Raw genomic sequence first — 24,844 nt, forward strand, 5'->3', positions numbered from 1 at the left:
CGCGTCAGCGGGGCTGCGCGGGGCTGCTGGACGGTGCGGTGCGGCCGGACGGGGCCGCGGGTTTCGAGCTCGTCGACGGTGTGCCCGAGGGCTTCGCGCCGGAGGGCTTCGCCGAGGACGGGCTCGCGGGACGGGTGTCCGAGGGCGCCATTCGCAGGGTGACGGCGCCCGAGCGACCGCGCACCGAGGCCAGGGCCGTGTCGAGCAACTGTCCACCGTTGATGGTGGAGAGCGGCTCGGCGATCGCGCGGACCGACGGGAGCATCAACTGGGACAGGTACTGCACGCTCGGAGCCGCACCGTCCTCGAAGCCCTGGATGACCTTGAACAGCTCGAGCATGCCGTCCTTGATCACGTTCGGGTAGTCGCCCTGACTGATGTACGAGACGGAGTGCGGCGCCATCTCGCCGTAGCCCTTGCCGAAGGTGCGCAGCGGCTGGTCGAGGCTGAGCAGCAGCGCGCCCACGTCGCCGGCACGTGGCGTGATCGAGTTGAACGACTGGAGCAGGTCCTTGATGTCGGGCAGTTGGCGCAGGATCGACGTGGCGGTGAGCACGGCGCCCGCGTCGATGGTCGGTACCGTCTGCTCACCATCGGGGAGCGCGTCGTCGGCGCGCGCCAGCAGGCGCTGGACCGTCGCGGGGTCGAGCTGCTTCATCAGGCGTGACAGCGAGGCCGACAGCGCCCCGACGGTGGAGTCGGCGGTGTCCACGACGCCCTCGAGGTGCGCCCCGTCGGGCACGGCGGGACCGTCGCCCTGAGCGATGGTCAGGTAGGTCTCGCCCAATCCGGAGAGGTTCTGCACCCGGACCTTGGCGCCGGAGGTGATGCGGGTGTCCTTCGCGTAGCGGACCTCCACCTCGACACGGTCGGCGTCGACGGTCAGCCCGCGCACCGTGCCGACCTCGACGCCGCGGTCGAGGACCCGGGATCCCTCCTGAAGGCCGTTGGCGTCGGTGAGACGGATGTACGCGGTGCGGTCGCCCGACGGCGAGAACCACTGCACACCCTGGTTGCCCAGGAGGAGGACGGAGACCACGACCAGCGCGACGAGGCCGAGGGTCGAGGCGATACCGGAGCGCGTCATCGGGCCTGTCCGATCAGTCGCAGCACCTTGAGCGCGCCGGGCGAGACGTCCTGACCCGCGGTGTTCGTCACCGAGTCGATCTTGACCACCGGCTTCTGCAGGAACGGGACGAGGTTCTTGTTCACCAGGATCGAGCCGCCGTGGATCGCCGAGCCCAGCGAGACCATGTCGGCGGTGAGCAACTCGAACAGGTCGGACGACGAGTTCATCAGCGGGATCAGCCAGGAGCCCTGCTGGAGCATGCCGCCCACGGCGGGGAGCAGCACGCCGATGTTCGACATGAGCTTGCCCTGGTTGGACCAGTACTTCATGTGGTACGGCGAGAGGGTGTCCTTGAAGTTCTTCTCCTGCTTGGCGATCCGGTCGGCCATCTCGCTCGCGGAGTCGAGCAGCCGGTTCACCTCGGTGGTGTTGGCGCCGATGCCCGTCACGTCGCGGTTGAGTTGCGCGGAGAGCAGGTCGAACTGCGGGCGATCCTTCGGCAGAGCGGTGTTCAGTCGGGTGATCGTCTTGCTGACGTCCTGGACCGAGCCGCTGCCGAAGTAGTCGGCGAGGATGGTGAGCGTGCTCTCCACGGACCGGGGCGGGCTGGTCTGGCTCAGCGGCAGGACCGCACCGGCGCGCAGCGGCGCCGCCTCGCCGGTGGACTTCTCCGGCGCCTCCAGGCGGACGTACGCCTCCCCGAGGAGCGTGTCCTGGAGCACCGAGGCGTGGATGTCCGAGGGGAGCGAAACCGTCTTGTCCACGCGAACCGTGACCGTCGCCGCGTCCTCGCCGAGGTCGACGGCCTTCACCCGGCCGACGGTCAGGCCACCGAGCGAGATCCGTGCGCCGATGGGCAGGTTGAGCACGTCGGCGAACTGGAGTCGCAGCTCGTACTGGTCGCCGTCGCTCAGCGGGTTGCGCATGTCCATGTTCGCCGGGCTGACGCCGCAGCCGGCGAGCACGACGGCGGCACCGACGACGATCGCGGCGGACACGCGGCGCGGGAGCCAGCGCACTGCGCTGCGGGTGCGGGACATCAGCGGCCTCCCTGGAACGGCAGTTGGGCGAGGTCGACGGTGGCGGTCTGCGCCTGACCGGCGACCACCGAGCAGGCGCCCGGTGCCTGCGCATTGATCTGCGCGCACAGGGCGTTCGGGTCGCGCGTGGCGACGGTGGTGACGGGCACGCCCGCCACCGTCGCGGGGGCCTCGTCGCCGCGGGGGAGGTACGGCGCGATCTGCGATCCGAACACCGGCAGCATGCGGGCGAGCGCCTCGTTGGACTTCACGCCCGTCGCGGCGAGCTTGACCGCGTCCGCCGCCATCGTGCCGCCGGGGCGGAGGATGTGGCCGTAGCGGCGCATCATGTCGTCGCCGACGAGGAAGAACACGGGCAGGGTCTGGAAGATCTCGGACACCGCCGGGAAGGTCACCTTGCCGTACTGGTCGAGGACGTTCCCGACGTGCTGCAGGGTGAGCAGGAGCTCGCCCCACTGCTGGTCCATGCTCTGCATCAGCGGCCGGACGTTGCTCACCACGGTGGTCACGTCGCCGAGGAAGCCCGCCGGATCGCTCAGCAGGGTGGACAGATTCGTCAGTGAACGCGCCGCCTGCGGCGGCACGGACGGACCGACCTCGGTGTCGAGCCGGGTCAGCAGCTTCCCGAGGTCGGCCGAGGCGCCGCCCTCGGTGACCGAGTCGACGAGGCGGGTCGCCGCGGACGTCGTCTCGGAGATCGACTTCGGGGTCGCCGAGTTCTCCCGGGAGATGCACGTGCCGGGTTTCAGTGTCGCCCCCGAGGAGTAGTTCCCCACGAGCTCGAGAGAGCGGTCCGCGAGGATCGACGTCGACCGGGTCACCGCCTTCACCGTGGCGGGCAGCGTGCGGCCGGAGACGTCGAAGGTGACCTTCACGCCGTCGCCGGACGGCTCGACGGTCCGGACGGAGCCGATCTTCACACCCATCTGGGTCACGTCGTTGTCGGGGTACAGGCCGATCCCGTCCGCGAGGTACGCGCACTGGGTGCTGGACGCGGCGGCGGCCGTGCCGACCGTGGAGGGGACGAGCGGCGCCGTGAGCACGGCGACCGCGGCGAGCAGGGAGATCCTCGCGGGGCGCATCAGCAGCTCACCGTCGCCGTCGGGAAGCAGAGGCGGCTCGCGAGCACCGTGTCGGGCGACATCGGCTTCCCCTGCTTCTCCAGGCTCGCCTGCATGGTGTCGATCGCCTTCTGCAGCTCGCCGATCATGGCGGGGATCGTCACGTCGGTCGTCTTCAACGCGGTCTCCATCTTCGCGAAGGCATCGCCGAGGGTGTCGCGGTACTTCCAGTACAGATCGAGGAAGGGCTTGATCTTGCCGAACATCCCGGCGAGCCCCTGGTATGCGATGCCGAAGTTGGCGGCGGTCTGGTCCAGCGTGACGATCGCCAGCGACGCCTTGTGGATCATGTTCATGATCGTCTCGCGCTGCTCGGCGAAGCCCGTCGCGTACTGGGTGCTGATGTTGATGATGCGGCCGATCTGGTCGCGCTGCTCCGTGAGCTGGCCGACCAGGGAGTTCACTCCCTCGACGATGTTGTCGACGGAGCCGGGGTTCGAGTCGAGGCCCGTGCTCAGCGCCTTGATCGACGACGCGAGCTGCGTGCGGTCGACGGGTTCGAGCTTCTCCGGAGTGTCCTGCAGCAGGTCGCCGATGCTGTACGGCAGGCTCACCCGGTTCCGGGGGATCGGCTTGTCGCCCAGGGCAGCCCGGCCCGCGGAGGTGACCGCCACGTAGAAGCCGCCGGCGACGGTGAGCATGCGCACGGCGACGGAGGTCTGGTCCCCGACGAAGACCGAATCGTCGATGCGCGCGGTCACCTGCACGTCGTCCTTGCGGAGGTCGACGGCGGAGACGGAGCCGATGCGCACGCCCGAGGCGCGCACCTCCACGCCGGGTTTGATGAGCGCCGCGTCCTGGGTGACGAAGGTCAGCTCCTTCTGGCCCGGCGGGCGCAGATACACGAAAGCCAGTGCGGCCGTGATGAGCAGCGCGACCGCGACGGCGATCGCACCGAGCTTGGTGCTGCGATTGACGAGTCCGCGCCAGGGCGGACGTCCGGTGAAGATCATTTCAGGCACACCGTCACATTCGTACCGCCGGTCAGCACGGTCACCTTGTTCGGAAGCTGCGCCGCGCCCTTCGAGCAGGGCGTGGGCGGGGCGCCGAGGAGTGCCGCGACACCGGTGAACAGGCCGGGAAGCTTGCCCATCGCCTGCACCGCGGCACCCGGGTCCTGGAAGGCGGTGCGCATCAACTTCTCCACATCGAGGTCCTTGGACAGGCCGAGTGCGGTGAGCACCCGGTTGGTCGCGGCACCGAAACCGGGGCCGTAGGTGGCGGTGCGCCGGAACTCGTCGAGGTTCTCGAGCACCTTCGTCAGCAGCAGGTCGAAGTTGAGGATGAACTCCACGACCTGCGGCGAGTAGTCGTTGATCATGTTGGCGACGCGGGTGACGTTGTCGATCAGCGTCTTGATGACGGTCTGCCGGTCGGCCAGGTTCGCCGTGATTCGGTCGATCGCGCCGAACGTCTGCGCCGCCGTCGTGTCGTCGCCCTGCAACAGCCCCAGCAGATTCCGGGTCAGCTCGTTGACGTCCTCCGGGCTGAGTGTGCGCAGCACCGGCGCGAGGCCGTTGAACAGGGTGGTGATGTCGAACGACGGGGTGGTGCGCGACATCGGGATCGACGTGGTGGGCGTGCCGCCGGACGAGCTCCCGGGTTGGATCTCGATGAACCGCTCGCCGGTCAGGTTCCGGTACTTGACCGCGAGCCGGGTGGTCGACGTGACCGGGTGATCCTTCTGCGCGGAGAATCCGACGACGGCCTCGTTGCCGTTCCCGTCCGCGGTGCCGCGCACGTCCACGGCCGTGACCTTCCCGATGAGCACGCCACGCAGCCGCACGTCGCTACCGACTCGCAGACCGGAGGCGTCGGACAGGTGCGCCTCGTAGTCGCGGGTCTCCCCGCCGGCCGGGTTGCGCAGCGCCGCGAAGATGCCCAGCGCTATGACCAGGGTGATGACCAGGGCGATGGCCAGCGTGATGGTGGCCCGGGTGTTGGTGGCGCGCATGTCATCGGCCCCCTTCCAGGACCGAGGCGGCGCCGGGGAGTCGGTCGGCGACGACGTTCATACGCAGTGCGGTGCCCTCCGGGACGGTGATGAAGGCGTTGTTGACGCCGGTGATCAGGGGGACGATCTGGCGCGGGACGCTCACGGTGCGCATCACCTTGGTGGTGCTGTCCATGATGACCCGGAGCATGACGGTGCCCGGGGTGAACTCGGCCTCGTGCGAGCCGAACATGTCGGCGAGCGGGGTGAAGAAACCGGTGCCCAGCAGCGTCGTCGTCTTGTCGATCTTGTCGTAGTTGTTGACGGTGTAGTCGAGCGTTCCCGCAGCCTCTCCGCCCCGCATCTGCGGGACGAACCAGCCCTCGAAGGCCCCCTCGACCAGGCCCGGCGCACCGTCGAGCGTGGAGCGCACGGTGCGCAGCGTGGTCCCGATCGGCACCTTCACCGAGCGCGCGTTCTGCTGCTCGACGGAGAACGCCACCTGCAGCAGGGGCGTGATCGCCTGGGTGTACTCGGTCGCCTTCTTGGTCACCTCGATGAGCTTCGGCGTGATGACGCCCGAGACGGACACCGCGCTGCGGGTGAGCAGGTCGGAGATCGTGTCGTTGCTCGAGCGGGGGCGCAGCGTGCTGCCCGATCGCAGGTCGGCGCCACCCCGGCCGGGTACCAGCGCCATTTCGGTGACGCCGAAGTAGTTGCCGGGCTGGTACCGGACGGACAGGGCGTCGGTGAGGCCGCGGAGGCTGCCGCGGTCCAGCTTGATCGCCACGCGCGCCTGGCCCGCGCGGGGGATGACGACGGACTCGACCTCGCCGACGGGCACGCCCCGCAGGGTGACCCGGGTTCCGGCCTTCACCCCGGGACCGACGTCGGCGGACTCGACGGTGAGCGCCAGCCGCGGATCCGAGGCGGGGATGCGGGAGGAGATGACGCCGGCGAGGACCGCGATGAGGATCACGGCGATCGTCGCGATGCCGACCGTGAAGAAGACGCGTTGTTGGCGACCGGGTGTGCCACCGAGCAGTTCGTACATCGGTCCCCCTCAGCCCTTGAAGATGATCGTGGGGGCAATGCCCCAGAACATGATGGTCAGGATGAAGTCGAGCGTGAGCACGGAGACGAGGCTGGCGCGCACCGCCCGCCCGCTGGCGAGACCCACGCCCTCCGGGCCGCCCTTGGCGAAGTACCCGTAGTAGCAGTGGATGATCGTCACGGCGGCGCAGAAGACCACGGCCTTGAGTGTCGACAGCGCGATGTCGCCGGGGCTGAGGAACTGCTCGAAGTAGTGGTTGTACGTACCGAGCGCCTGCCCGTGGAAGACGACGACGATCAGCTTGCAGGTGAGGAAGGCGAGCAGCAGCGTGAGCAGGTACGCCGGGATCACCACGACGATGCCGGCGATGAGCCGGGTGCTGACCACGTAGGGGATCGACCGGATGCCGAGGGCCTCCACGGCGTCGATCTCCTCCGCGATCCGCATGGAACCGATCTGCGCCGTCATGCGGCAGCCGGCCTGCGCGGCGAAGCCGATCCCGGCCGAGATCGGGATCATCTCGCGGATGTTCGCGAGGCCGCCGATCACGCCGGTGAGCGGGCCGAAACCGATGAGGTTGAGGCCCGCGTACGCCTCGATGGCGACCGCCGCGCCGCTCGCCGCGCCGAGGATGACCATCATGACCACCACGCCACCGTCGACCACGACGGACCCGCGACCCCACGCGAGCTGCTTGAGCACCCGGGAGGTCTCGCCGCGGTACTTCATGAGCGCGACCGGCACGAGGTAGATGGACTGCGCGACGAAGACGACGGCCTCGCCGATCCGCGCGATCAGGCTCGCGGGCTTCGAGTCGAGCGCCGAGGTCTTCTTCGGCTGCGCCGGCGCGGGCGGGTTCGTGGTGGTCATCAGGCCACCTGACTCGGGAAGAACATCGTCTGCAGCTGGGTGAGACCGAGGAAGGCCAGGAAGATCAGGGTGATCGACAGGACGACCGACGAGTTCACGCCGTCGGCGACGCCGCGCGGGCCGCCGGAGGCCTCGAGGCCGCGGAGGCCGGCGACGAGACCGACGATCATCGCGCCCGTCTCGGCCTTGAGCACGGCGAAGGCCAGGTCCGACGGTGCCGAGAAGGCGCCGAAGGAGGACCAGAATCCGCCGGAGCTGAGCCCGAACTGCCACACCGAGACCGTGAGCGCGACGACCATCGCCACGGCGACGATCGCGACGAGCAGCATCGGCGCGATGATCATGAGCGCCAGCATGCGGGGCGCGATGAGGCGCGCGATCGGGTCGACGCCCATGACCTGCATGGCCTGCAATTCCTCCCGGACCGTGCGGGAGCCGAGGTCGGCGGCGATGGCCGAGGCGCAGACGCCGCCCAGGAGCACGCCCGTGGCGAGCGGGGCGCCCTGCCGGATGATGCCGATGCCCGACGCGGCACCGACCAGGGAGTTCGCGCCGACCGTGTCGACGAGGGCACCGACCTGGACCGACACGACCGCGCCGAACGGGATCGCCACCAGCACCGCCGGGAGCGTGGTGACCCGCAGCAGCGTGACGGACTGGGTGACCATCTCGCCGACCGCGAAGTTCCGCTTCAGGACACCGCGGACCGTCCACGCGATGATCTCGCCGGCGAGCACCACCGAACGTCCGATCGTGGACAGGCTCTTCGTGAAGATCGCGGCCAACCGGTACAACCGGTACAGCGCCGCGGCCCTCACGCCCGGCCTCCGAATACCACCATCGGATGTCCTCTCCTCATTTTCGAGAGGAGCGTATCAACTGCCGGGGCAAAACTAGTACGTGTTTCAGTTTTTGCTCGGCTGACCCGATGTGACCTGCGGTGTTGCTAGTCCTTGATGAGGAGATCGACGGCCACGGAGAGCCGTTTCTGGACCTCGGCGGCCGATGCGCGATGGGTGACCCAGGCGACCAGGTTCGCCATCCACACATCGGCGATCAGATGGAACGTATCGCGCTGGCGCTCGTCGGGATCCTCGACGCCCAGCGCGTGGGCGAACATGCCCTCGAGGAGGCGGCCGACCCGCTCCACCTCGGCCGCCGCCGTCGCATCGGCGAACATGAAGGCGCGCACCATCGCCTCGGTGAGCAGCGGGGCGCGCTGCAGGGCCTCGGTATTGCGGTCGAGCACGAACATCAGGCGTTCCGCCGGGGTGTCACCCGGCACCTGGACCTTCCCGATCCGCTCACCCGCGCGCTCGAACTGGCTGACCAGCCCCGCCACGAGCAGGTGCACCTTCGACGGGAAGTAGCGGTACAGGGTTCCCAGCGCCACGTCGGCCTTCTTCGCCACCGCGCGCATCTGGACCGCGTCGTAGCCGCCCTTGCGGGCCAGCGCCAGCGTGGCGTCGATGATGCGCTTGCGCCGCTCGCGCTGACCCGCGGTGTCGAGGTCCTCCCGCGACGACGCGGGAGCGGTGGCGGTGGCGGCGGGGGTGCCTTCGGGCGGCATGGGTGGTCACCTCGGAATCTCTTCGGCCGCCGGCGGGTGTCCGGACGGTCGGCTCACATGTTGATGTCGCGACAATTGAAACAGGTTTTCGTGCCGGACCTGTGCTTTCCGCTCCGGTTCGGTTGAAGATCACACGATCGGCGCTCGTCAGGGCGTGGCTTCACGGCGCGCGTAGGCGGCCTCGACGCCCGCCTTGCCCGGCTCCCACCAGGCCCGGTTGTCGCGGTACCAGGCGACCGTGGCCCGCAGGCCGGCGTCCAGGTCGGCGTGCGCGGGTGCCCAGCCCAACTCGCGCCGCAGCTTGCTCGAGTCGATGGCGTAGCGCAGGTCGTGGCCGGGCCGGTCCGGGACGGTGTCGAAGGCGTCGGCGGGACGGCCCATCACCTCGAGCAGGGTGCGGAGCACATCGCGGTTCGACCGCTCGCCGTCGGCTCCGATCAGGTAGGTCTCGCCGATCGTGCCCCGGTCGAGGATCGCCCACACGGCGTCGTTGTGGTCGTCGACGTGGATCCAGTCCCGGACGTTGGTGCCCGCCCCGTAGAGCTTCGGCCGCTCACCCGCGAGAATGTTCGTGATCTGCCGCGGGATGAACTTCTCCACGTGCTGGTACGGGCCGTAGTTGTTGGAGCAGTTGGAGATCGTGGCCCGCACGCCGAAGCTGCGGACCCACGCCCGCACCAGGTGATCGGACGAGGCCTTGGACGCCGAGTACGGGCTCGACGGCCGGTACGGTGTGTCCTCGGTGAACCGCTCGGGGGAGTCCAACGGCAGGTCCCCGAAGACCTCGTCGGTCGAGATGTGGTGCAGCCGGACGTCGTGCCGGCGCACCGCGTCGAGGAGCACGGCGGTGCCGCGGATGTTGGTGTCCAGGAACGGCCACGGGTCGCTGAGTGAGTTGTCGTTGTGCGTGTCCGCGGCGAAGTTCACCACCGAGTCCGCGCCCGCGACCACCTCGTCGACCACCGACGGGTCGGCGATCGAGCCCTTGACGAAGTCGATCCGCTCGCGCAGGTCGTCGAGCGAGGACTCGTTCGCGGCGTAGGTCAACGCGTCGAGCACGGTGATCCGCACGTCCGGGCGGGTCGCGACGGTGCGCCGGACGAAGTTCGCGCCGATGAAGCCGGCGCCGCCGGTGACCACGATGTGCATGGGATCAGGTTAGTGGGGTTGCAAGGGCGCGTCGAACCAGCGCAGGAGCCGCAGCGGCGATGCGGCCTCCCTCTCGGCGAGTGCGGACCACGCGCGGGCGGCGAGAGCCCGTGCGTGCACGCCGATCCAGTCCGGCGGCAACAACTGCGGCGGCAGCAGCGGATCGGGCTCGTGCGCGCGGGTGAACTCGGCCACGAGGGCGACCGTCAGTGCGAGCCGCTCGGCGTGCTCCGCCTCCGCGGTCCGGTCGAGCGCCCGCGTCGCCAGATCCGCGAGCCGACGGTGTCCGTCGGCCAGTTCGTCGAGGGGCCACAGCCGGGCCGCGGCGGCGGCGCCGCGCGCGCCGCCGACGTCGAGGTCGGTGCAGCTGAGGGTGGTCAGGTAGGCGTCGGCGCCCGTCGTGCGGGCGGTGACTCGCAGTGAGTCCTCCCACGCGTGCGCGGACGCGTACAGGCCGCCCTGCACGGGCGCGCCGCCGAGCGCGACGATGGCGTCGCGGAGCGCGCCGCGCGCCTCCCGCTGCGCCTCGGGCACCGCGAATCCCGCGAGGTGCCACACCCCGTCCCAGGGCGCCTCGCCGCGGTCCTGCGCGTACATCAGCCGGACGTGCGCGCGGTCGGGTTCGATGCCCGCGCGGGTCGCGTCGGTCGCGGTGAGGACCGCGCCCCGGCCCCGCCCGTCGACGGTGAACCGGCCCTCCGTCACGAGCCGCTTGATGGCGAGGCGCACCTGCTGATCGCCCATGCCGAGGGCCTCGGCGACCGCGTACAGTTCGCCGGCATCGATCGTCGCGTCCTCGCGGAGCATGGCCTCGATCAGCGAGCGCGTGGAGATCAGTCCGTCAGCCATCCGGCCTCCTCCTCGATGATCACGCGCGTGCCCGGAAACGCTACCGCGAGGTCCGCGAACAGCCGCGGACCGTCGAGCAGGGCGTCGGGCGGGTGCACGCCGGGCCTGCGGACCGCTGGGAGCTGCGCCGTCGCGAGCGCCGCGGGGACGCCGGTGACGGCGGCCATGTCGTGCAGCAGCGCACCGTCGGTCTCGAGGCGCGCGCAGACCCGGACGGGCCGCCCGTCGACGGTGCCGTCCGCCGCGGCGAAGAAGGCCGGTAGATCCCCCGGGCCGGGCCGGATGAACGCACCCGGCACGGACCGGAGCGCCCGCCACCGGGACGGCGGATCGAGGAGGGCGGCGGCATCGTCGGGCGTGAGTCGATCGGCGTCGATGTCGCGACGGAGAACGTCGAGGTACGCGACGGTGCCGGGCCGAAGCAGCATGAGGCAGGCCGATTCCCCCGACGGTGCCGCCGTCCGGTGCAGGGTGACCGGCTCGGGATGACCGACGGTCCAGCCGGTCCCGCGTCGTCCGCCGGGGAGTCGCAGGGCGACGGGGCGTAGCGGGGCCCGGCGCACGACGGCGCCTCCCGCGACCTCCGCCACCTCGCCGCTGCACTGGTGCATCCAATGCACGCCCGCGGCACCGGCCATCGCCGTGTCCGCTGCGGTGCGCGGCGCCGTCGTGTCGACGGACCACGCGGTGTGGAGGTCGCGCAGCCGGTGCAGCCGTGCGGCCGCGGCACTCGCGAGCAGCGTGCTCAGCCCCGGGCTGGCACCGGCGCCGATCACGGCGCAGACGCCGGCCGCGCGGGCGGCACCGTCGAGCTCGAGCAGCTCCAGGGTCGGCTCCCAGTCGTCGCAGATGTCGACGTAGTCGGTGCCGGTGTCGATCGCCGCGCGGAGGACGGCGGTGCCGAACCGGTAGAAGGGCCCGACGGTGGTGAGCACCGTGTCGACGTCGGCGAGCGCGGCGCGCAGGCCGGCGGCGTTGGTGACGTCGACCCGCTGGGCCGTGGCACAGGGCAGCGCGGCGGCGACCGCCACGGCCGCGTCCGGGTCGCGGTCCGCGACGATCAGCGAGTCGACTCCGTGCAACCCCGCCAGGGTGCGGGCGGCGCGGGCGCCCATCGCGCCCGCGCCGAGGACGGCGACCCTCATCGCGCGGCCCGCTGTCGCGACGCGAAGTCGGTGAGCGCGTCGAGGTAGCCGGGCGCGTAGATGTCGCGTGGTGCCAGAACGGCCTGGGCGATCACCCACGGATCCTCGCTGCGGTACTCGATGTCGTCGCGGGTGAGGCTGTGCGTGGCGCCGGGGAAGGTGCGCTCGGTGAGCAGCCCGGGCCGCACCCTCTCCGCGTAGACGCGCGCCGTTTCGGCGGTGTCCACGTTGCGGTCGGCGCCGCCGAGGAGCAGCAGGGTGGGCACGGCGATGCGCGCGAGGTCGGGCGTGACGTCGGCGCGGAAGTTGCGCAGGACGAAGCCGTATCGATCCGCGGTCATCGGCGTGGTGTCGACCTTCGCCGCGAGGTACTCGGGATAGGTCGCACCCCGCTCGAGCAGGGCGACGTTCTCGGCGCGCGCGTCGAGGGCGGCCCGCTTCTCCTGCTCGGGGGCGCCTCGAAGCCCGGCGAGGGTGTGGTACTCGCCCTGGCGGAGCCAGTTGATCGCGGCACCGACGAGCACGAGGAAGCGAAGATCCGGGCGGCGCGCCGCCAGGGGAGGAAGGACCCAGCCGCCCTGGCTCACGCCCCACGCGCCCATGCGCCCGGTGTCGATCTCGGAGCGGGTGCGGGCCCAGTCGAGGGCTGCGGCGACTTCGGCACCACGGTCGGCGAGTGACTGGTCCAGCCAGTTCCCCGGCGATCCTCCGACGCCCGCCTTGTTCCACGACAGGGTGGCGAACCCGGCCCTCGCGAACGCCTCCCAGAGGGGGAGGTAGGCGTCGTCGCGGCTGGCGTTCGCCGGTCCGTCGCCGTGCACGAAGACGATCAGCCCGTGTCGGCCGGGCCTGCCCTTCGGGGTGGTCAGTACCCCGTCGAGGCGGCCGCCGGTGTGTGCGTCCGCCGCGGTCCCGCCCGCCGCGACAGCGTCGGTGACGGGGATGCTCACCGGCCGCTGATCGAAGGCGAAGGTGTTCGCCACCGCGATACGGACGCCGACAGGCACCGCCAGAGCGACGACGAGTGCGAGGGCCGCGAAAGCCCAGGTCTTCTTTCCCATGAAACTATCGTATCAAGGACGACCGTAGCTAAATAGATAGTTTTGGGATCCGATAGAGTCGGGCCATGCGAGGGATCATCCTGGCCGGCGGCACGGGCAGCAGGCTTCACCCGATCACCGTCGGCGTCAGTAAGCAGCTGCTCCCCGTCTACGACAAGCCGATGATCTACTACCCGCTCTCCACGTTGATGCTCGCCGGCATCCGGGAGGTGTTGGTGGTCACGACGCCGGGTGACGCCGATCAGTTCCGGCGGCTCCTCGGCGACGGCGCGCAGTTCGGCCTGCGGATCGAGTACGTCGTCCAGCCCCGCCCCGAGGGCCTGGCGCAGGCCTTCGTTCTCGGCGCCGACTTCATCGGCGACGAGACGGTCTCGCTGATCCTGGGCGACAACATCTTCTACGGCCCCGGCCTCGGCACGCAGCTGCGCCGGTTCGACGGGGTCGACGGCGGCGCGGTCTTCGCGTACCGGGTCGCCGACCCGCGCGCCTACGGGGTCATCGAGTTCGACGGTGCCGGCCGCGCCATCGGGTTCGAGGAGAAGCCGGAGCAGCCCCGGTCGCCGTACGCGGTACCCGGCCTGTACTTCTACGACCCCTCGGTGGTCGAGGTCGCCCGGAATCTGAAGCCCTCGGCGCGCGGCGAACTCGAGATCACCGACGTCAACCGGCACTACCTCGCCGCGGGACGGTTGACCGTCGAGGTGCTGCCGCGCGGTACCGCCTGGCTCGACACCGGGACCTTCGACGCCCTCGCCGATGCCACCGGCTACGTCCGCGCCGTGGAGCAGCGGCAGGGCACCAAGATCGGAGCACCCGAGGAGGTGGCGTGGCGGTGCGGCTTCATCGACGACGCGCAACTGCGCGAGCACGCCGACCGGCTCCACAAGTCGGGCTACGGCGCCTACCTGCACGGACTGCTGGAGGAGGGGCGATGAACGTCGTGCCGCTGCCCATCGCCGGCGCCTTCGTCCTGGACCCGGTCGTGCGCCCGGACGCGCGCGGCGAGTTCTTCGAGTTGTTCAAGGGCTCCGCGTTCCGCGAGGCGACCGGGCACGAGCTCGTCGTCGCGCAGACCAACGTCTCGGTGAACCGGATGGGCGCCGTGCGCGGCATCCACTACGCCGATGTACCGCCGGGGCAGGCGAAACTGGTCGCCTGCCTGCACGGCGCGGTGCTCGACGTGATCGTGGACCTGCGCGTCGGTTCGCCGACCTTCGGCGCGGTCGAGACGGTCCGACTGGACGATGCGACGCGGCGCACCGTCTATCTCGCGGAGGGGCTGGGACACGGGTTCTGCGCACTGACCGAGGGCGCCGTCGTGGCCTATCACGTCTCCTCCGAGTACAACCCGTCCGCCGAGCACGGCGTGGACCCGCTGGATCCGGAGCTGGCGATCGCGTGGCCCGATGCGGCGCCGCCGATCCTCTCCGAGAAGGACACGGCCGCACCGTCACTGGCGGAGGCGCTCGCCGCCGGGGCCCTGCCCGTGTGGCAGGCGCCGTGAAGCCCCGCCACGTCTGAGAGCGATCCGTCACCCCGTTCGGTTCTCAGCGGCCCGTCCCCGGAGCAGGGAGCGTTCGGCTTCGTTCCGGGTGCGGCGCGCGGCCTCGTCGAACTGCTCCGCCGCTTCGGTGGGGCGCCCCGCCCGCTCCAGGAGGTCGCCGCGGACGCTCGGCACGAGGGGCGCATCTCCGAGCGCGACCGGGTCGACGGCGTCGAGCACCGTCAGGCCCGCCTCGGGGCCGAACGCCCGGCCGTGCGCCACAGCGCGATTGACCTCCACGACCGGGCCGGGTGCGGCCTGGGCCAGCGCGTCGTACAGGCGGGCGATCCGCGTCCAGTCGGTATCGGCCGGCGTCGCCGCGCGGGCGTGCTGCGCGGCGATCGCGGCCTGCAGGTAGTACCGGCCCACGGGAACACCGCGGGCCGCGAGCTCGTCGGCGCGGCGGAGCGCGGCCAGGCCCCGTCGGATGAGGAGCCGGTCCCACAGGGCGCGGTCCTGGTCGTCGAGGAGGACGGGCGCCCCGCCGGCGTCCGTGCGGGCGTCGATGCGGGAGCCCTGGAGCTCGACGAGCGCCTGCAGGCCGTGGACCTCGGGTTCGTCGGGCGCGAGCTCGGCGAGCATGCGGGCCAGCCGGATGCCCTCCCGTGCCAGGTCCGGCCGCATCCAATCATCGCCCGCGGCGGCGGAGTAGCCCTCGGTGAAGATCAGGTAGATCACGGCCATCACGTCGTCGAGGCGGCGCGTGCGCTCCTCGCCGATGGGGAGCTCGAATTCGGCCCGGGCGGTCGTGAGCGTCTTCTTGGCGCGGGAGATGCGTTGGCCCATGGTCTTCTCGGGGACCAGGAAGCCGCGGGCGATCTCGCCGGTGGTGAGGCCGCCGACCACGCGCAGCGTGAGGGCCGCCCGTGACTCGGGCGTGAGCGCCGGGTGGCAGGACAGGAAGATCAGGCGCAGCGCATCGTCTTCGATGAAGTCGACCTGCGCATCGAGGTCGGGCATACCGTCGTCCTCCCGCAGGCCGCGACCGATCTCCTCGGTCTTGCGGCGCAGGGTTTCCGCGCGGCGGATCGCGTCGACGCCGCGGCGCTTCGCGGTGGTCATGAGCCACGCGGCCGGGTTGTTCGGGACACCCGTCTCCGGCCACTGCTCCAGCGCGGCGACCAGCGCGTCCTGCGCGAGATCCTCCGCGAGCTGGATGCTGCGGGTCATGCGGGTGAGCGCGCCGACGAGGCGCGTGGATTCGGCCCGCCACGTGGCGGTGATCGCTTCGGCTGAATTCGACCCGCTCGCGTCGTTCCCGGCGTCGGCGGTGGTCCCGGCTGGCACGTCGACCAGCGTAGGCGGGACCACCGCCGGTGCGTCAGTCGTCCGCCAGGGTGGGCGGCTCGTCGGCGATCTGCCGGAGCGTGGAGACCATGTTCAGCTCGGGCCAGTGGGTGGCGTGCAGCTGCGCGAACTCCTCCGATGCGGCGATCGCCTCCTCGAGGGTGTCGTACTGCAGCAGCGACCAGCCGCCGACGATCTCCTTCGACTCCGCGTAGGGGCCGTCGACCCGCGTGATCTCGCCCTTGCGGACGACGAAGTTGACGGCGTCCTCCGAGCCGTACAGGCCGCCGCCGTCGAGGAAGTGGCCCTTCGCGGCCTGTTCCCCGATGTAGACGTCCATGGCGTCGAAGAGGGCCTTGGGCGGCGCGCCGACCTCGGGGCCCTCCGCCATCCGCACGAATCCCATGAAACGAGGCATATCGATCAGTCCTTCTTCTGTGGTGGTGAGCGTGTCTCGTACAGGCGTCGAACGGGACGACCCCGTTTCGACATCGTCCCCACAGAAAGTTTCCGCCGCCCCGCGGTCGGACGTCAGCGGAACCGGTCAGAGAGCGGTGAGCACCGGCAGCGGCGGCAGCGCCGTCTCGTACAGCCACGTGCGCCACAGGTTGCGCAGCGGCTCCGGGCTGTACTTCGCCGCGAGCGTGATGAGATCCTCGGTCGTCACCGACTGGTGCGCGAACTCGGCGGTCCACTCGTGGAGCATCGAGAAGAACGCGGGGTCGCCGAGAGCCACCCGGACGGCGTGCACCGTGAGCGCGCCGCGCTTGTAGACGCGGTCGTCGAACATCAGGTCCGGCCCCGGATCGCCGACCACGATGTCGGTCGGCGAGGCCGCCAGCTTCGCGTAGTAGCGGGCGGCCATCTGCTGCGTCGTCGCCTCGCCGCACTCCTGCGCCCACAGCCACTCGGAGTAGCACGCGAAGCCCTCGTGCAGCCAGATGTCCTTCCACCGGGTCAGCGTCAGTGAGTTGCCGAACCACTGGTGCGCCAGCTCGTGGGCGACGAGGCGCTCGGCGTGCCGCGTCCCGTCGCAGTGGTTCGCCCCGAAGATCGAGACGGTCTGCGCCTCGACGGGGATCTCCAGGGTGTCGTCGGTGACGACGACGGTGTATTCGGGGAAGGGATACGGGCCGAACCAGCGGGTGAAGGCGCGCATGATCCGCTCCTGGTTGCCGAAGCTGCGCTGGAAGTCGGAGGTGAGGCGCGCGGGCACGGCGGCGCGGATCGGCACCGGCTTGTCCGCGACCTTGAGCAGGTCGTAGCTGCCGATCTGGATGGTCGCGAGGTAGGAGGCCATCGGCGCGGCCTGCTCGTAGACCCAGGTGGTGTGCGCGGCCGAGACCTTGCGGGAGACGAGCTTGCCGTTGGACACCACCCGGTACGGCGAGTCGGTGGTGATGGCGATGCGGTACGACGCCTTGGAGGCCGGATGGTCGTCGCAGGGGAACCACGACGGTGCGCCGCTCGGCTGCGAGGCGACGATGACGCCCTCGGACAGCTCCTCCCAGCCGACCTCGCCCCAGGTGGACCGGATCGGCTTCGGCGTGCCCGCGTACCGGATCGAGATGGTCATCGCCGCGCCGGCGGGAACCTCGTGGGCGAGGGTCAGCTCGAGCTTGCCTCCGCGCTGCGTGTAGCGCTGCGGGCGGCGGCCGTTGATCGTGATCTTGGACGCGGTCAGCGCGTCGGAGAGGTCGATAGCGAACCGCTTGAGCGGCTCGTTCGTCGTCGCCGTGATCTCGGCCTTGCCGTCGAGGCGGTTGCTCTCGACCTTGTACGTCAATTCGAGGTCGTACCGCGAGACCCGGTAGCCGGGGTTGCCGTGGCGGGGGATGTACGGGTCCACCGCGCGGGCGTGCTGCGGATTCGGTGCGGCGACGAGTTTCGGCTTTGCCGATTTGCGCACCACGGATCCACTTCCTTCTCGCTCGGGGGTCGGGGGATTACCTTACCGGTTTCCGCAGCGTCACCGTGGGTACGCCGCCGTGCGGCGCGGGCTCGGGCTCGGAGACGACGTAGCCCGCCCGCTCGTACGTCCGGATGTTGCGGGCGCTGCCCGCACCCGTGAACATGATGAACTCCTCCGTCGCCGGCGGGGCGAGGGACTCCATGAGAGTGATCAGCTCGGTGCCGAGTCCGCGACCGGCCAGGTCGGGCGCCACCATCACGCGGCCGATGTGCCACCGGTGGTTCGGCTCCGCCCGGCCGCGCACCGCGCCGATCAGCCGACCGTCGAGCCGCATGACGAACGTCGCCCACTGCGTCGCCCATTGCAGGATGTCCTCGTGCGTCTCGGTGAGCGGCGGGATCTCCAGGCTGTCGTTCGCGATCGCCTCCTGCACCCAGCAGCACCGTTGCAGGACGAGCAGTTCCGCCACGTCGCTCGGCTGGAACGGGGTGATCTCGAGCCCGTCGCTCACGGGGGACCTTTCGTCGGGGGTGTCGGTGCCCACCCTAGTCGGCGGGGCCGGCACCGTCGTTCTCGCCGCGGAGCGCGGCCATGACCGCGTCCAGGGCGGCCTGCGGTGGCGCGTCGAGCCGGCGGGCGGCGGCGACGTACCGCGCCGCCGCCTCTCGCAGCGCCCCCGCGTCGAAGGTTGACGCCGCGTCCGGCGACGGCAGCGCGATCACGCGGGTGCCGCCGCCGCGTCTGCTTTCGATGAGGCCGGTGGCTTCCAGCTCCCGATACGCGTGCGCCGCAGTGCCGACCGCGATGCCCAGGTCACGGGCGAGCTGTCGAAGCGGTGGCAGCTTGGCGCCGACCGGCAGCGCACCCGATGCGATGTGTCCCGTGATCTGCCGTCGGATCTGCTCGAACGCCGGGGTCGGGTCGGATTCGTCGACGCCGATGCGGGGTGCCGTCACTGTGCAGTGGCCTCGTCGTCGGAGTCCTCCCTTGTATCGGCGGATCGGGCCGCAGCTGCAGTGAGGGCGCGGGGCACCGGCGGTCGGGCGAAGACGACCAGTACGACGACGATGCCGAGCATCAGTAGGGCACTGATGCCGTCGGTGATGTGCGGGATGGTGGTCGAGTTCAACCACAGGGGCCACCCGTCGACCGCTTCGCCGCCGGCGCGCGTGTGATCGACGTAGGCCATCGCCGCGTCTCGGGGAATCTCGAGGCCGTCGATGATCACGTAGGTCGCCGGAATGTAGAGCAGGCACAAGGCGCGGACGGATGTGCCGCTGCGCCCCCAGCTGTCGCTGCCCGTGATCGGGTCGATATCGGGCCGGCGAGTGGCGGAGAGGATCACCCAGAGGACGAATACGGCCGCGATGAGGAACGTGCCGTATGCGATCCACATCCCCGACGGGTCCACCGAGTACTCGTGCGTGGGCGGATTGCTCGCACTGCGCAGGGTGCGATCGGCGGCGATCGGAGAACCCAGGATCAAGGGCGTGAGCGCGGCGATCGCGAAGACCGAGCCGAACGCGATCAGCAGCCAGCGCGGGAACAGTTCGCGGACGCCCCGCGGCGCGAGCGTGGCTACGCGCGGCCCCGACGGGCGGGTTGTCTTCTCGGTGAGCAACATCGCCAATAGCGGGAACAGGAAGATGCCGGGCCACCAGAGCAGACCGAGGACCAGACTCACGGGACGATAGGTCGGGGAGGGATTGGTCGGATCGAGGGCCGTGGCGATGATCCCGTAGATCGCCCCCACGACGGCGGCCGCAACAGGGACGAGGAAGGCGACCTTCAGCCGGGAGCGCATCGTCGCCCGGTAGGCGCGGTAACTCTCCGACTGCGGTGCCGAGTCGTCCGGTGTCAGGGTGCGGGTGATGACGTAGGTGACGGCCACGAGCGTCGCGACGACCGTGAGGCCGACGAACGGAATTATCGGCATCCGAACTCCTTGTGTCAGTGGACTGGCACAAGACTAGAACGCAGCTGCGTTTGTGTCAATCGACTGGTTCAAGTGGCTGGAAGGTGCGTCGGAGTCACGAAGCGATCGCGCGAGTCCGGCCGTCGTGGGTAGGGGCGCGCTGCAGATTTCGCCGGTCGCTACTGGAATCTCCTGGCGCTACGAGGATGCGCGTAGCGCCAGGAGATTCGGACCGCGAGGGGAGATTTCCGGGGCGAGCGGCGCGGGGGCGGAAGGCGCCGTCGGGCACGGACCGCGCGGCTAATCGCGCTTGCGCTTGCCCTCGTTGAAGACCCACGGCGAGATCGGGTTGCCCTGCCACTTGGTGTTCGCGGGCACCGAATCGCCGCGCATGACGAGGGACGCCGGGCCGACGGTGGCACCGTCGCCCACGGACGACGCGGGGAGCGCGACGCAGTGCGGGCCCAGCGTGGCGCCCTTGCCGAGCACCACGGTGTCCATCGCCATGATCCGGTCGTGGAAGAGGTGCGTCTGGACGACGCAGCCGCGGGAGACGGTGGCGGCGTCGCCGAGGGTCACCAGGTCGGCCTCGGGGAGCCAGTAGGTCTCGCACCAGACGCCGCGGCCGATCTTCGCGCCCAGCATCCGCAGCCACAGGTTGAGGATCGGCGTGCCGGTGGCGGCGTGCGCGAACCACGGCGCCGCGACGCACTCGACGAAAGCGTCGGACAGCTCGTTGCGCCAGACGAAGCTCGACCACAGGGGGTGCTCCTCGCGGCCGATCCGGCCGACCACCAGCCACTTCGCGGCCGCGGCGACGCAGCAGGCGATCGCGCCGGCCACGAGCAGCGTGACGCCGGACAGCAGGGCGGCGAGCCACCAGCCCACGTTGATCACGAAGTAGTTGAGTGCGACGAGCGTCGCCAGGCCCAGGCCGAAGCTGACGAAGACCGCCAGCAGGCGCGCCGTCTCGACCGAGCCGCGCGCGACGCGCAGCGCGAACGACGGGTTGTAGGTGAACGTCGAATCGGTGTTGCCGGCGGTGCGGCGCAGGCGGACCGGGGGAGAGCCGAGCCACGAGCTGCCGCTCTTCGCCTTCGACGGGGTGGCGCTCAGCACGGCCACGAGGCCGTCCTTCGGGACGCGACGGCCCGGCCCCGTCATCCCCGAGTTGCCGAGGAAGGCGCGCTTGCCGATCTTGGCCTCGTCGATGCGCATCCAGCCGCCGCCGAGTTCGTAACTACCGACCATGGTGTCGTCGGCGAGGAACGAGCCGTCGCCGATCGTCGTGAACTTCGGGATCACCATCGCCGTGGAGATCTCGGCGTCCTTGCCCACCTTGGTACCCAGCATGCGGAACCAGATCGGCGTCAGCAGCGACGCGTACAGGGGGAACAGGAAGGTGCGCGCGGCGTCCATGAGACGCTCGGTCGCCCACACCTGCCAGCCGACGCGGCTGCGCACCGCGTGGTACCCGGGCTTGAGCCCGACCGCGAGCAGGCGCACCGCGATGAGCGTGAGGAGCGCGTACACGGTGAGCGAGACGATCACGGCGATGGGCAGCGCCGGAAGGGCGTGCAGCGCCGCCTCTTCGAGGTTCGAATCGTCGCGCACGATCCAGCCGAGGAGGGCCAGGCCGGCCCCGATCGCGACCATCGGGAGGCCAGCGAGGAGCACGGAGCTGACGCCGTAGATCCACACCCAGTACGGCTTGCGCGGCGGCCGGTCCGCGGGCCAGGGGTGCTCGGCCTTGCCGATCTTCTCCGCCGGAGAGCCGGCCCAGTGCTGCTTCGCCTTGACCTTGCCGAAGACCGCGGAGCCCGGTCCGATCTCGGCGCGGCGGCCGATCTTCGCGCCGGGGAGGAGCGTGGAGCGCGCCCCGATCGAGGCCTCCTCGCCGACGCTGATCGCGCCTATGTGCAGCTCGTCGCCGTCGAGGTAGTGGCCCGCCAGATCGACCTCGGGCTCGACGGACGCGTGGTCGCCGAGCTCGAGCATGCCCGTCACCGGCGGCAGGGCGTGCAGGTCGACACCGCGGCCGATGGTGGCGCCGAGGGCGCGCGCGTAGTAGATCATCCACGGTGCGCCGGAGAGGTTCTCGGCGCCGGACGCCGCGGTGAACCGCTCGGCGATCCACAGCCGCAGGTGCTCGGGGCCGCCGCGCCGGTAGACGCCGGGCTTGAGCCCGCCGAGCAACAGGCGGCACGCGATCACCGAGAGGGCCATGCGCCCGATGGGTGTGATGAAGACCAGGAACAGCGCGAGCACGACCCACCAGCTGAGCGTGGGCAGCAGCGTCGATCCCGTGGCCCAGGCGAAGACGTTGTTGGCGATCGCCATCCACGTGAGCCACTGCAGGCCCGTGAGGGTGGTGAGCGGCACCGACAGCAGGATCTGCGCGATCCCCGTCGACCGCGGCGTCGGCCGCACCTCGCGCGGCTCGGCAACCTCCGCGGGCCGCAGCGAGTCCAGGTACGCGGCGAGCGAGCCGAGCCGCGGGTGGTCGTACAGGTCTGCGACCGTGACCGACGGGTACTGCTCGCGCAGCGCCGTGACCAGCTGGGCCGCGCTGAGCGATCCGCCGCCCTCGGCGAAGAAGTCGGCGTCCTCGCTGGTGATCGACGCGCCGAGGATTCCCGACCAGCGCTCCGCGACCCACGCCGCGGTACCCACGAGATCGCCGGTATCGGTCTCGTCGGCGCCGGGGAGGGGCCAGGGCAGCGCGTTCCGGTCGACCTTGCCCGACGTGCGCGTCGGCAGCTCGTCCATGAGCGCGAGGCGCGGGACCAGCGCGGCCGGAAGCTGTTCGGCGAGCAGCTCGCGGGCGGCCTTCAGGTCGAAGGCGGGATCCGTCGAGGCGAGGTAGCCGACGAGCATCGACGTTCCCGCCGAGTTCTTCCGCACCGCCGCGGCCGCGGCGGACACGCCCGGCAGGTTCTGCAGCGCGTTGTCGACCTCGCCGAGCTCGATGCGCCTGCCGCCGACCTTGACCTGGTCGTCGGCGCGCCCCTCGAACAGCAGGCCCTCGGGTTCGAGCCGCACGAGATCGCCCGAGCGGTAGGCGCGCTCCCAGCCGAGAGTGTCCATGGGCGCGTACTTCTCGGCGTCCTTGGCCGGATCGAGGTAGCGGGCCAGGCCGACGCCGCCGATCACCAGCTCGCCGGACTGGCCGACGGCCACCGGCAGCGATGTGGCCGGGTCCACGACCGCGAGGTCCCAGCCCTGCAACGGCAGGCCGATCCGGACGGGGCCCTTACCGTCCAGCGGTGCGGCGCACGCCACGACGGTGGCCTCGGTGGGGCCGTAAGTGTTCCACACCTCGCGGCCGTCCACGGCGAGCCGCTGCGCCAGTTCGGGCGGGCAGGCCTCGCCGCCGAAGATGAGCAGCCGCACGGCTTCCAGGGCCTCGGCGGGCCACATGGCGGCGAGGGTCGGCACCGTCGACACCACGGAGATGTCGCGCGAGACGAGCCAGGGCCCGAGGTCCATTCCGGACCGCACCAGCGACCGCGGCGCGGGTACGAGGCAGGCGCCGTGACGCCACGCGAGCCACATCTCCTCGCAGGACGCGTCGAACGCGACGGACAGCCCGGCCAGCACGCGGTCGCCGGGCCGCAACGGCTCGTCCTGCAGGAACAGGCGCGCCTCGGCATCGACGAAGGCCGCCGAGTTGCGGTGCGTGACGGCCACGCCCTTCGGGGTGCCGGTGGATCCCGAGGTGAAGATGATCCAGGAGTCGTCGTAGGGCACGGGCAGCCGGTTGCCGGGCTCCACGGTGCCGGCCTCGATCGCGGCCGCCCGCTCCTTGGTCGACGGTGCGCGCCACAGCCCGTCGCCGGTGAAGATCGCCGCGGCGTGCGCCTCGCCGAAGACGAGGTCGGCGCGCTCCTGCGGGTCGTCGGCGTCGACCGGGACGTACGCCGCGCCGGCGGCGAGCGTCGAGAGGATCGCGACGTACAGCGAGCGGTGCCCCGACGGCATGCGGATGCCCACGCGGTCACCGGCCTGCACGCCGCTGCGGCCGAGGAAGTCTGCGCCCTCGAGCACCTCCTCCCACAGCTCGGAGTAGGTGAGGACGACGTCGCCGTCGTCGATGGCGGGCACCTCGGGGAAGGCGTCCACGGTCGCCCGGAGGATGTCGATCAGGGTCCGCGGCTCGGGTGCCGAGGCGGACAGCAGGTACTGCGGGGGGATCGCGTTCGGGACCACGGTGGCCGACTTCCTCCGGTTATGCAGACGGGCACGACAGAGAACACAGAACTTCGCGTTGATTGTGTCAGGTCACAGGAATGCCGCAGCACGGACCGGCGGGGCTAAGCTGGAGACATAGATTACTGGCCAGTAACAAGGAGTGCTCGACATGGCCGTCATCGCCCATCGCGGCCGCAGTGTGCGTGCCCTGATCGTGCTGTGGTTCGTCCGGATCGTGATGAAGACGGTGTTCCGCGTCTTCCCCATGAGTGACCGGACGCTCCCGGTCCTCCGCGCCGCGGAGCCCTATCTGAGCCGCGTGCCCCAGTCGGTGCGCGGCGTCCGGATCGAGAAGATCACGCTCGGCGGCGTGCCCACCGAGCGGATCGTTCCCGACGGTGACGCGGACCCGCACCCTCGTGCCGCCCTCGTCTATTACCACGGCGGCGCGTTCATCGGCTGCAACCTGGACACCCACCGTCGGATCGCGGTGCTGCTCGCCCGCGGCCTGCGCGTGCCCGTCTACAACGTCGAGTACCGGCAGTACCCGGACGGCGGCGTCGGGACGTCGGTCGCCGACGGCTTCGCCGCCTACCGCGAGCTGCTGGACTCGGGCGAGTTCGACCGGATCCTGGTGGCGGGCGACTCCGCCGGTGGTTTCGTGTGCGCCAAGGTGATCCAGTACGCGGCCGAGGCCGGCGTCCAGGGGCCGACGGCCTTCGCCGGCTTCTCCCCGTTCCTCGACATCAGCGCCGAGCTGCCGCGCACCTCGCGGCACGACGCGATGCTCCCGCTCGGCAAGATCCGCAAACTGCGCCGGGTGCTGGGTCGCGGCCCGGAGGACCTGCGCGGCCCCGAGAACATGACCACCGATGCCACCGCCCGGTACTTCCCGCCGAGCATCCTGTTCGCGGCGAGCCGCGAGGCGCTCGAGCTGGACTCGCTGGAACTGCACGCGGCGCTCGACCGCGCCGGCATCGAGAACGAGGTGCACGTCTACGACGGCCAGGTCCACGCCTTCGTCGTGAGCGCGGGCCTCACACCGGAGTCGTGGGCGGCGTACAAGACCGCGGTCGCCTTCCTCTCCGATCACCTCACCGAGGCCGAGGAGTCGCGCAGCGAAGCGGCCTGACAC

At 70.8% G+C, this 24,844-nt stretch carries 23 protein-coding genes; 3 read left to right on the forward strand and 20 right to left on the reverse strand.

All coding sequences use genetic code 11. The annotated features are described in order from the left end of the window. Positions 1 to 4: 4 nt before the first annotated feature. The 13 genes from ELY19_RS10450 to ELY19_RS10510 all read right to left on the reverse strand — a co-directional run bounded on the left by ELY19_RS10450 (position 5) and on the right by ELY19_RS10510 (position 12,861). A complete protein-coding gene (locus ELY19_RS10450; RefSeq protein ID WP_126196135.1) occupies positions 5 to 1,087 on the reverse strand; it encodes an MlaD family protein in 1,083 nt (360 codons plus the stop codon). Further along, entirely contained in the window at positions 1,084 to 2,109 is a 1,026-nt protein-coding gene (locus ELY19_RS10455; RefSeq protein WP_126196136.1) for an MlaD family protein, read from the reverse strand. The genes ELY19_RS10450 and ELY19_RS10455 overlap by 4 nt, the downstream gene beginning before the upstream one ends. Then, positions 2,109 to 3,191 carry an MlaD family protein gene (locus ELY19_RS10460; protein ID WP_126196137.1) on the reverse strand — a complete coding sequence of 361 codons (1,083 nt, stop codon included), beginning with the start codon at positions 3,189 to 3,191 and terminating at the stop codon, positions 2,109 to 2,111. The genes ELY19_RS10455 and ELY19_RS10460 overlap by 1 nt, the downstream gene beginning before the upstream one ends. Then, positions 3,191 to 4,183, reverse strand: a complete 993-nt coding sequence (locus ELY19_RS10465) for an MlaD family protein (protein ID WP_227967314.1) — start codon at positions 4,181 to 4,183, stop codon at positions 3,191 to 3,193. The genes ELY19_RS10460 and ELY19_RS10465 overlap by 1 nt, the downstream gene beginning before the upstream one ends. Next, complete coding sequence (locus ELY19_RS10470; RefSeq protein WP_126196139.1) at positions 4,180 to 5,184, reverse strand: MlaD family protein; 1,005 nt, start codon at positions 5,182 to 5,184, stop codon at positions 4,180 to 4,182. Before ELY19_RS10470 ends, ELY19_RS10465 begins: the two co-directional genes overlap by 4 nt. A gap of 1 nt (position 5,185) precedes the next feature. Continuing rightward, entirely contained in the window at positions 5,186 to 6,217 is a 1,032-nt protein-coding gene (locus tag ELY19_RS10475; RefSeq protein WP_126196140.1) for an MlaD family protein, read from the reverse strand. 9 nt (positions 6,218 to 6,226) lie between these two features. Beyond that, positions 6,227 to 7,087, reverse strand: a complete 861-nt coding sequence (locus ELY19_RS10480) for an MlaE family ABC transporter permease (RefSeq protein WP_126196141.1) — start codon at positions 7,085 to 7,087, stop codon at positions 6,227 to 6,229. Beyond that, positions 7,087 to 7,905 carry an MlaE family ABC transporter permease gene (locus ELY19_RS10485; protein ID WP_126196142.1) on the reverse strand — a complete coding sequence of 273 codons (819 nt, stop codon included), beginning with the start codon at positions 7,903 to 7,905 and terminating at the stop codon, positions 7,087 to 7,089. Before ELY19_RS10485 ends, ELY19_RS10480 begins: the two co-directional genes overlap by 1 nt. Before the next feature lie 128 nt (positions 7,906 to 8,033). Continuing rightward, complete coding sequence (gene kstR, locus ELY19_RS10490; RefSeq protein WP_126196143.1) at positions 8,034 to 8,657, reverse strand: cholesterol catabolism transcriptional regulator KstR; 624 nt, start codon at positions 8,655 to 8,657, stop codon at positions 8,034 to 8,036. Positions 8,658 to 8,804: 147 nt separating this feature from the next. Beyond that, complete coding sequence (gene rfbB, locus ELY19_RS10495; protein WP_126196144.1) at positions 8,805 to 9,806, reverse strand: dTDP-glucose 4,6-dehydratase; 1,002 nt, start codon at positions 9,804 to 9,806, stop codon at positions 8,805 to 8,807. A 9-nt stretch (positions 9,807 to 9,815) separates the two neighbouring features. Beyond that, positions 9,816 to 10,655: a PaaX family transcriptional regulator C-terminal domain-containing protein gene (locus ELY19_RS10500; RefSeq protein WP_126196145.1), complete on the reverse strand. Its 840-nt coding sequence runs from the start codon at positions 10,653 to 10,655 to the stop codon at positions 9,816 to 9,818. Continuing rightward, entirely contained in the window at positions 10,640 to 11,800 is a 1,161-nt protein-coding gene (locus tag ELY19_RS10505; RefSeq protein ID WP_126196146.1) for a saccharopine dehydrogenase family protein, read from the reverse strand. The genes ELY19_RS10500 and ELY19_RS10505 overlap by 16 nt, the downstream gene beginning before the upstream one ends. Further along, entirely contained in the window at positions 11,797 to 12,861 is a 1,065-nt protein-coding gene (locus ELY19_RS10510) for an alpha/beta hydrolase family protein (protein WP_126196147.1), read from the reverse strand. The genes ELY19_RS10505 and ELY19_RS10510 overlap by 4 nt, the downstream gene beginning before the upstream one ends. 65 nt (positions 12,862 to 12,926) lie before the next feature. On the opposite strand from ELY19_RS10510, the gene rfbA reads away from it, so the two are divergent. Continuing rightward, positions 12,927 to 13,796, forward strand: coding sequence for a glucose-1-phosphate thymidylyltransferase RfbA (rfbA, locus tag ELY19_RS10515; RefSeq protein WP_126196148.1), 870 nt, complete (start codon positions 12,927 to 12,929; stop codon positions 13,794 to 13,796). Further along, positions 13,793 to 14,365 (forward strand): dTDP-4-dehydrorhamnose 3,5-epimerase family protein, encoded by a 573-nt coding sequence (locus ELY19_RS10520; protein ID WP_126196149.1) that lies wholly within the window; start codon positions 13,793 to 13,795, stop codon positions 14,363 to 14,365. Before rfbA ends, ELY19_RS10520 begins: the two co-directional genes overlap by 4 nt. Positions 14,366 to 14,392: 27 nt before the next feature. Here ELY19_RS10520 and ELY19_RS10525 read toward each other — a convergent pair whose 3' ends face one another. From ELY19_RS10525 to ELY19_RS10555, 7 genes are all read right to left on the reverse strand, one after another. Then, a complete protein-coding gene (locus ELY19_RS10525; protein WP_227966730.1) occupies positions 14,393 to 15,691 on the reverse strand; it encodes an RNA polymerase sigma factor in 1,299 nt (432 codons plus the stop codon). Positions 15,692 to 15,725: 34 nt separating this feature from the next. Next, entirely contained in the window at positions 15,726 to 16,097 is a 372-nt protein-coding gene (locus ELY19_RS10530; protein WP_227966731.1) for a YciI family protein, read from the reverse strand. A 138-nt stretch (positions 16,098 to 16,235) separates the two neighbouring features. Continuing rightward, positions 16,236 to 17,600, reverse strand: a complete 1,365-nt coding sequence (locus tag ELY19_RS10535) for a M1 family metallopeptidase (protein ID WP_164711710.1) — start codon at positions 17,598 to 17,600, stop codon at positions 16,236 to 16,238. A gap of 37 nt (positions 17,601 to 17,637) precedes the next feature. After that, positions 17,638 to 18,114 carry a GNAT family N-acetyltransferase gene (locus ELY19_RS10540; RefSeq protein WP_126196152.1) on the reverse strand — a complete coding sequence of 159 codons (477 nt, stop codon included), beginning with the start codon at positions 18,112 to 18,114 and terminating at the stop codon, positions 17,638 to 17,640. Between the two features lie 34 nt (positions 18,115 to 18,148). Beyond that, a complete protein-coding gene (locus ELY19_RS10545) occupies positions 18,149 to 18,559 on the reverse strand; it encodes a GntR family transcriptional regulator (RefSeq protein WP_126196153.1) in 411 nt (136 codons plus the stop codon). Continuing rightward, complete coding sequence (locus tag ELY19_RS10550) at positions 18,556 to 19,539, reverse strand: hypothetical protein (RefSeq protein WP_126196154.1); 984 nt, start codon at positions 19,537 to 19,539, stop codon at positions 18,556 to 18,558. Before ELY19_RS10550 ends, ELY19_RS10545 begins: the two co-directional genes overlap by 4 nt. Before the next feature lie 279 nt (positions 19,540 to 19,818). Continuing rightward, positions 19,819 to 23,727 carry a Pls/PosA family non-ribosomal peptide synthetase gene (locus ELY19_RS10555; protein WP_197716012.1) on the reverse strand — a complete coding sequence of 1,303 codons (3,909 nt, stop codon included), beginning with the start codon at positions 23,725 to 23,727 and terminating at the stop codon, positions 19,819 to 19,821. A 151-nt stretch (positions 23,728 to 23,878) separates the two neighbouring features. Here ELY19_RS10555 and ELY19_RS10560 point away from each other — a divergent pair, with 151 nt between their 5' ends. Next, the gene (locus tag ELY19_RS10560; protein ID WP_126196156.1) at positions 23,879 to 24,841 is read left to right on the forward strand and encodes an alpha/beta hydrolase; all 963 of its coding nucleotides are present in this window, start codon (positions 23,879 to 23,881) and stop codon (positions 24,839 to 24,841) included. Positions 24,842 to 24,844: the final 3 nt, after the last annotated feature.

Origin of the sequence: Tsukamurella paurometabola (assembly GCF_900631615.1) — a bacterium.
In the GTDB taxonomy this organism is placed as follows: Bacteria; Actinomycetota; Actinomycetes; order Mycobacteriales; family Mycobacteriaceae; genus Tsukamurella; species Tsukamurella paurometabola_A.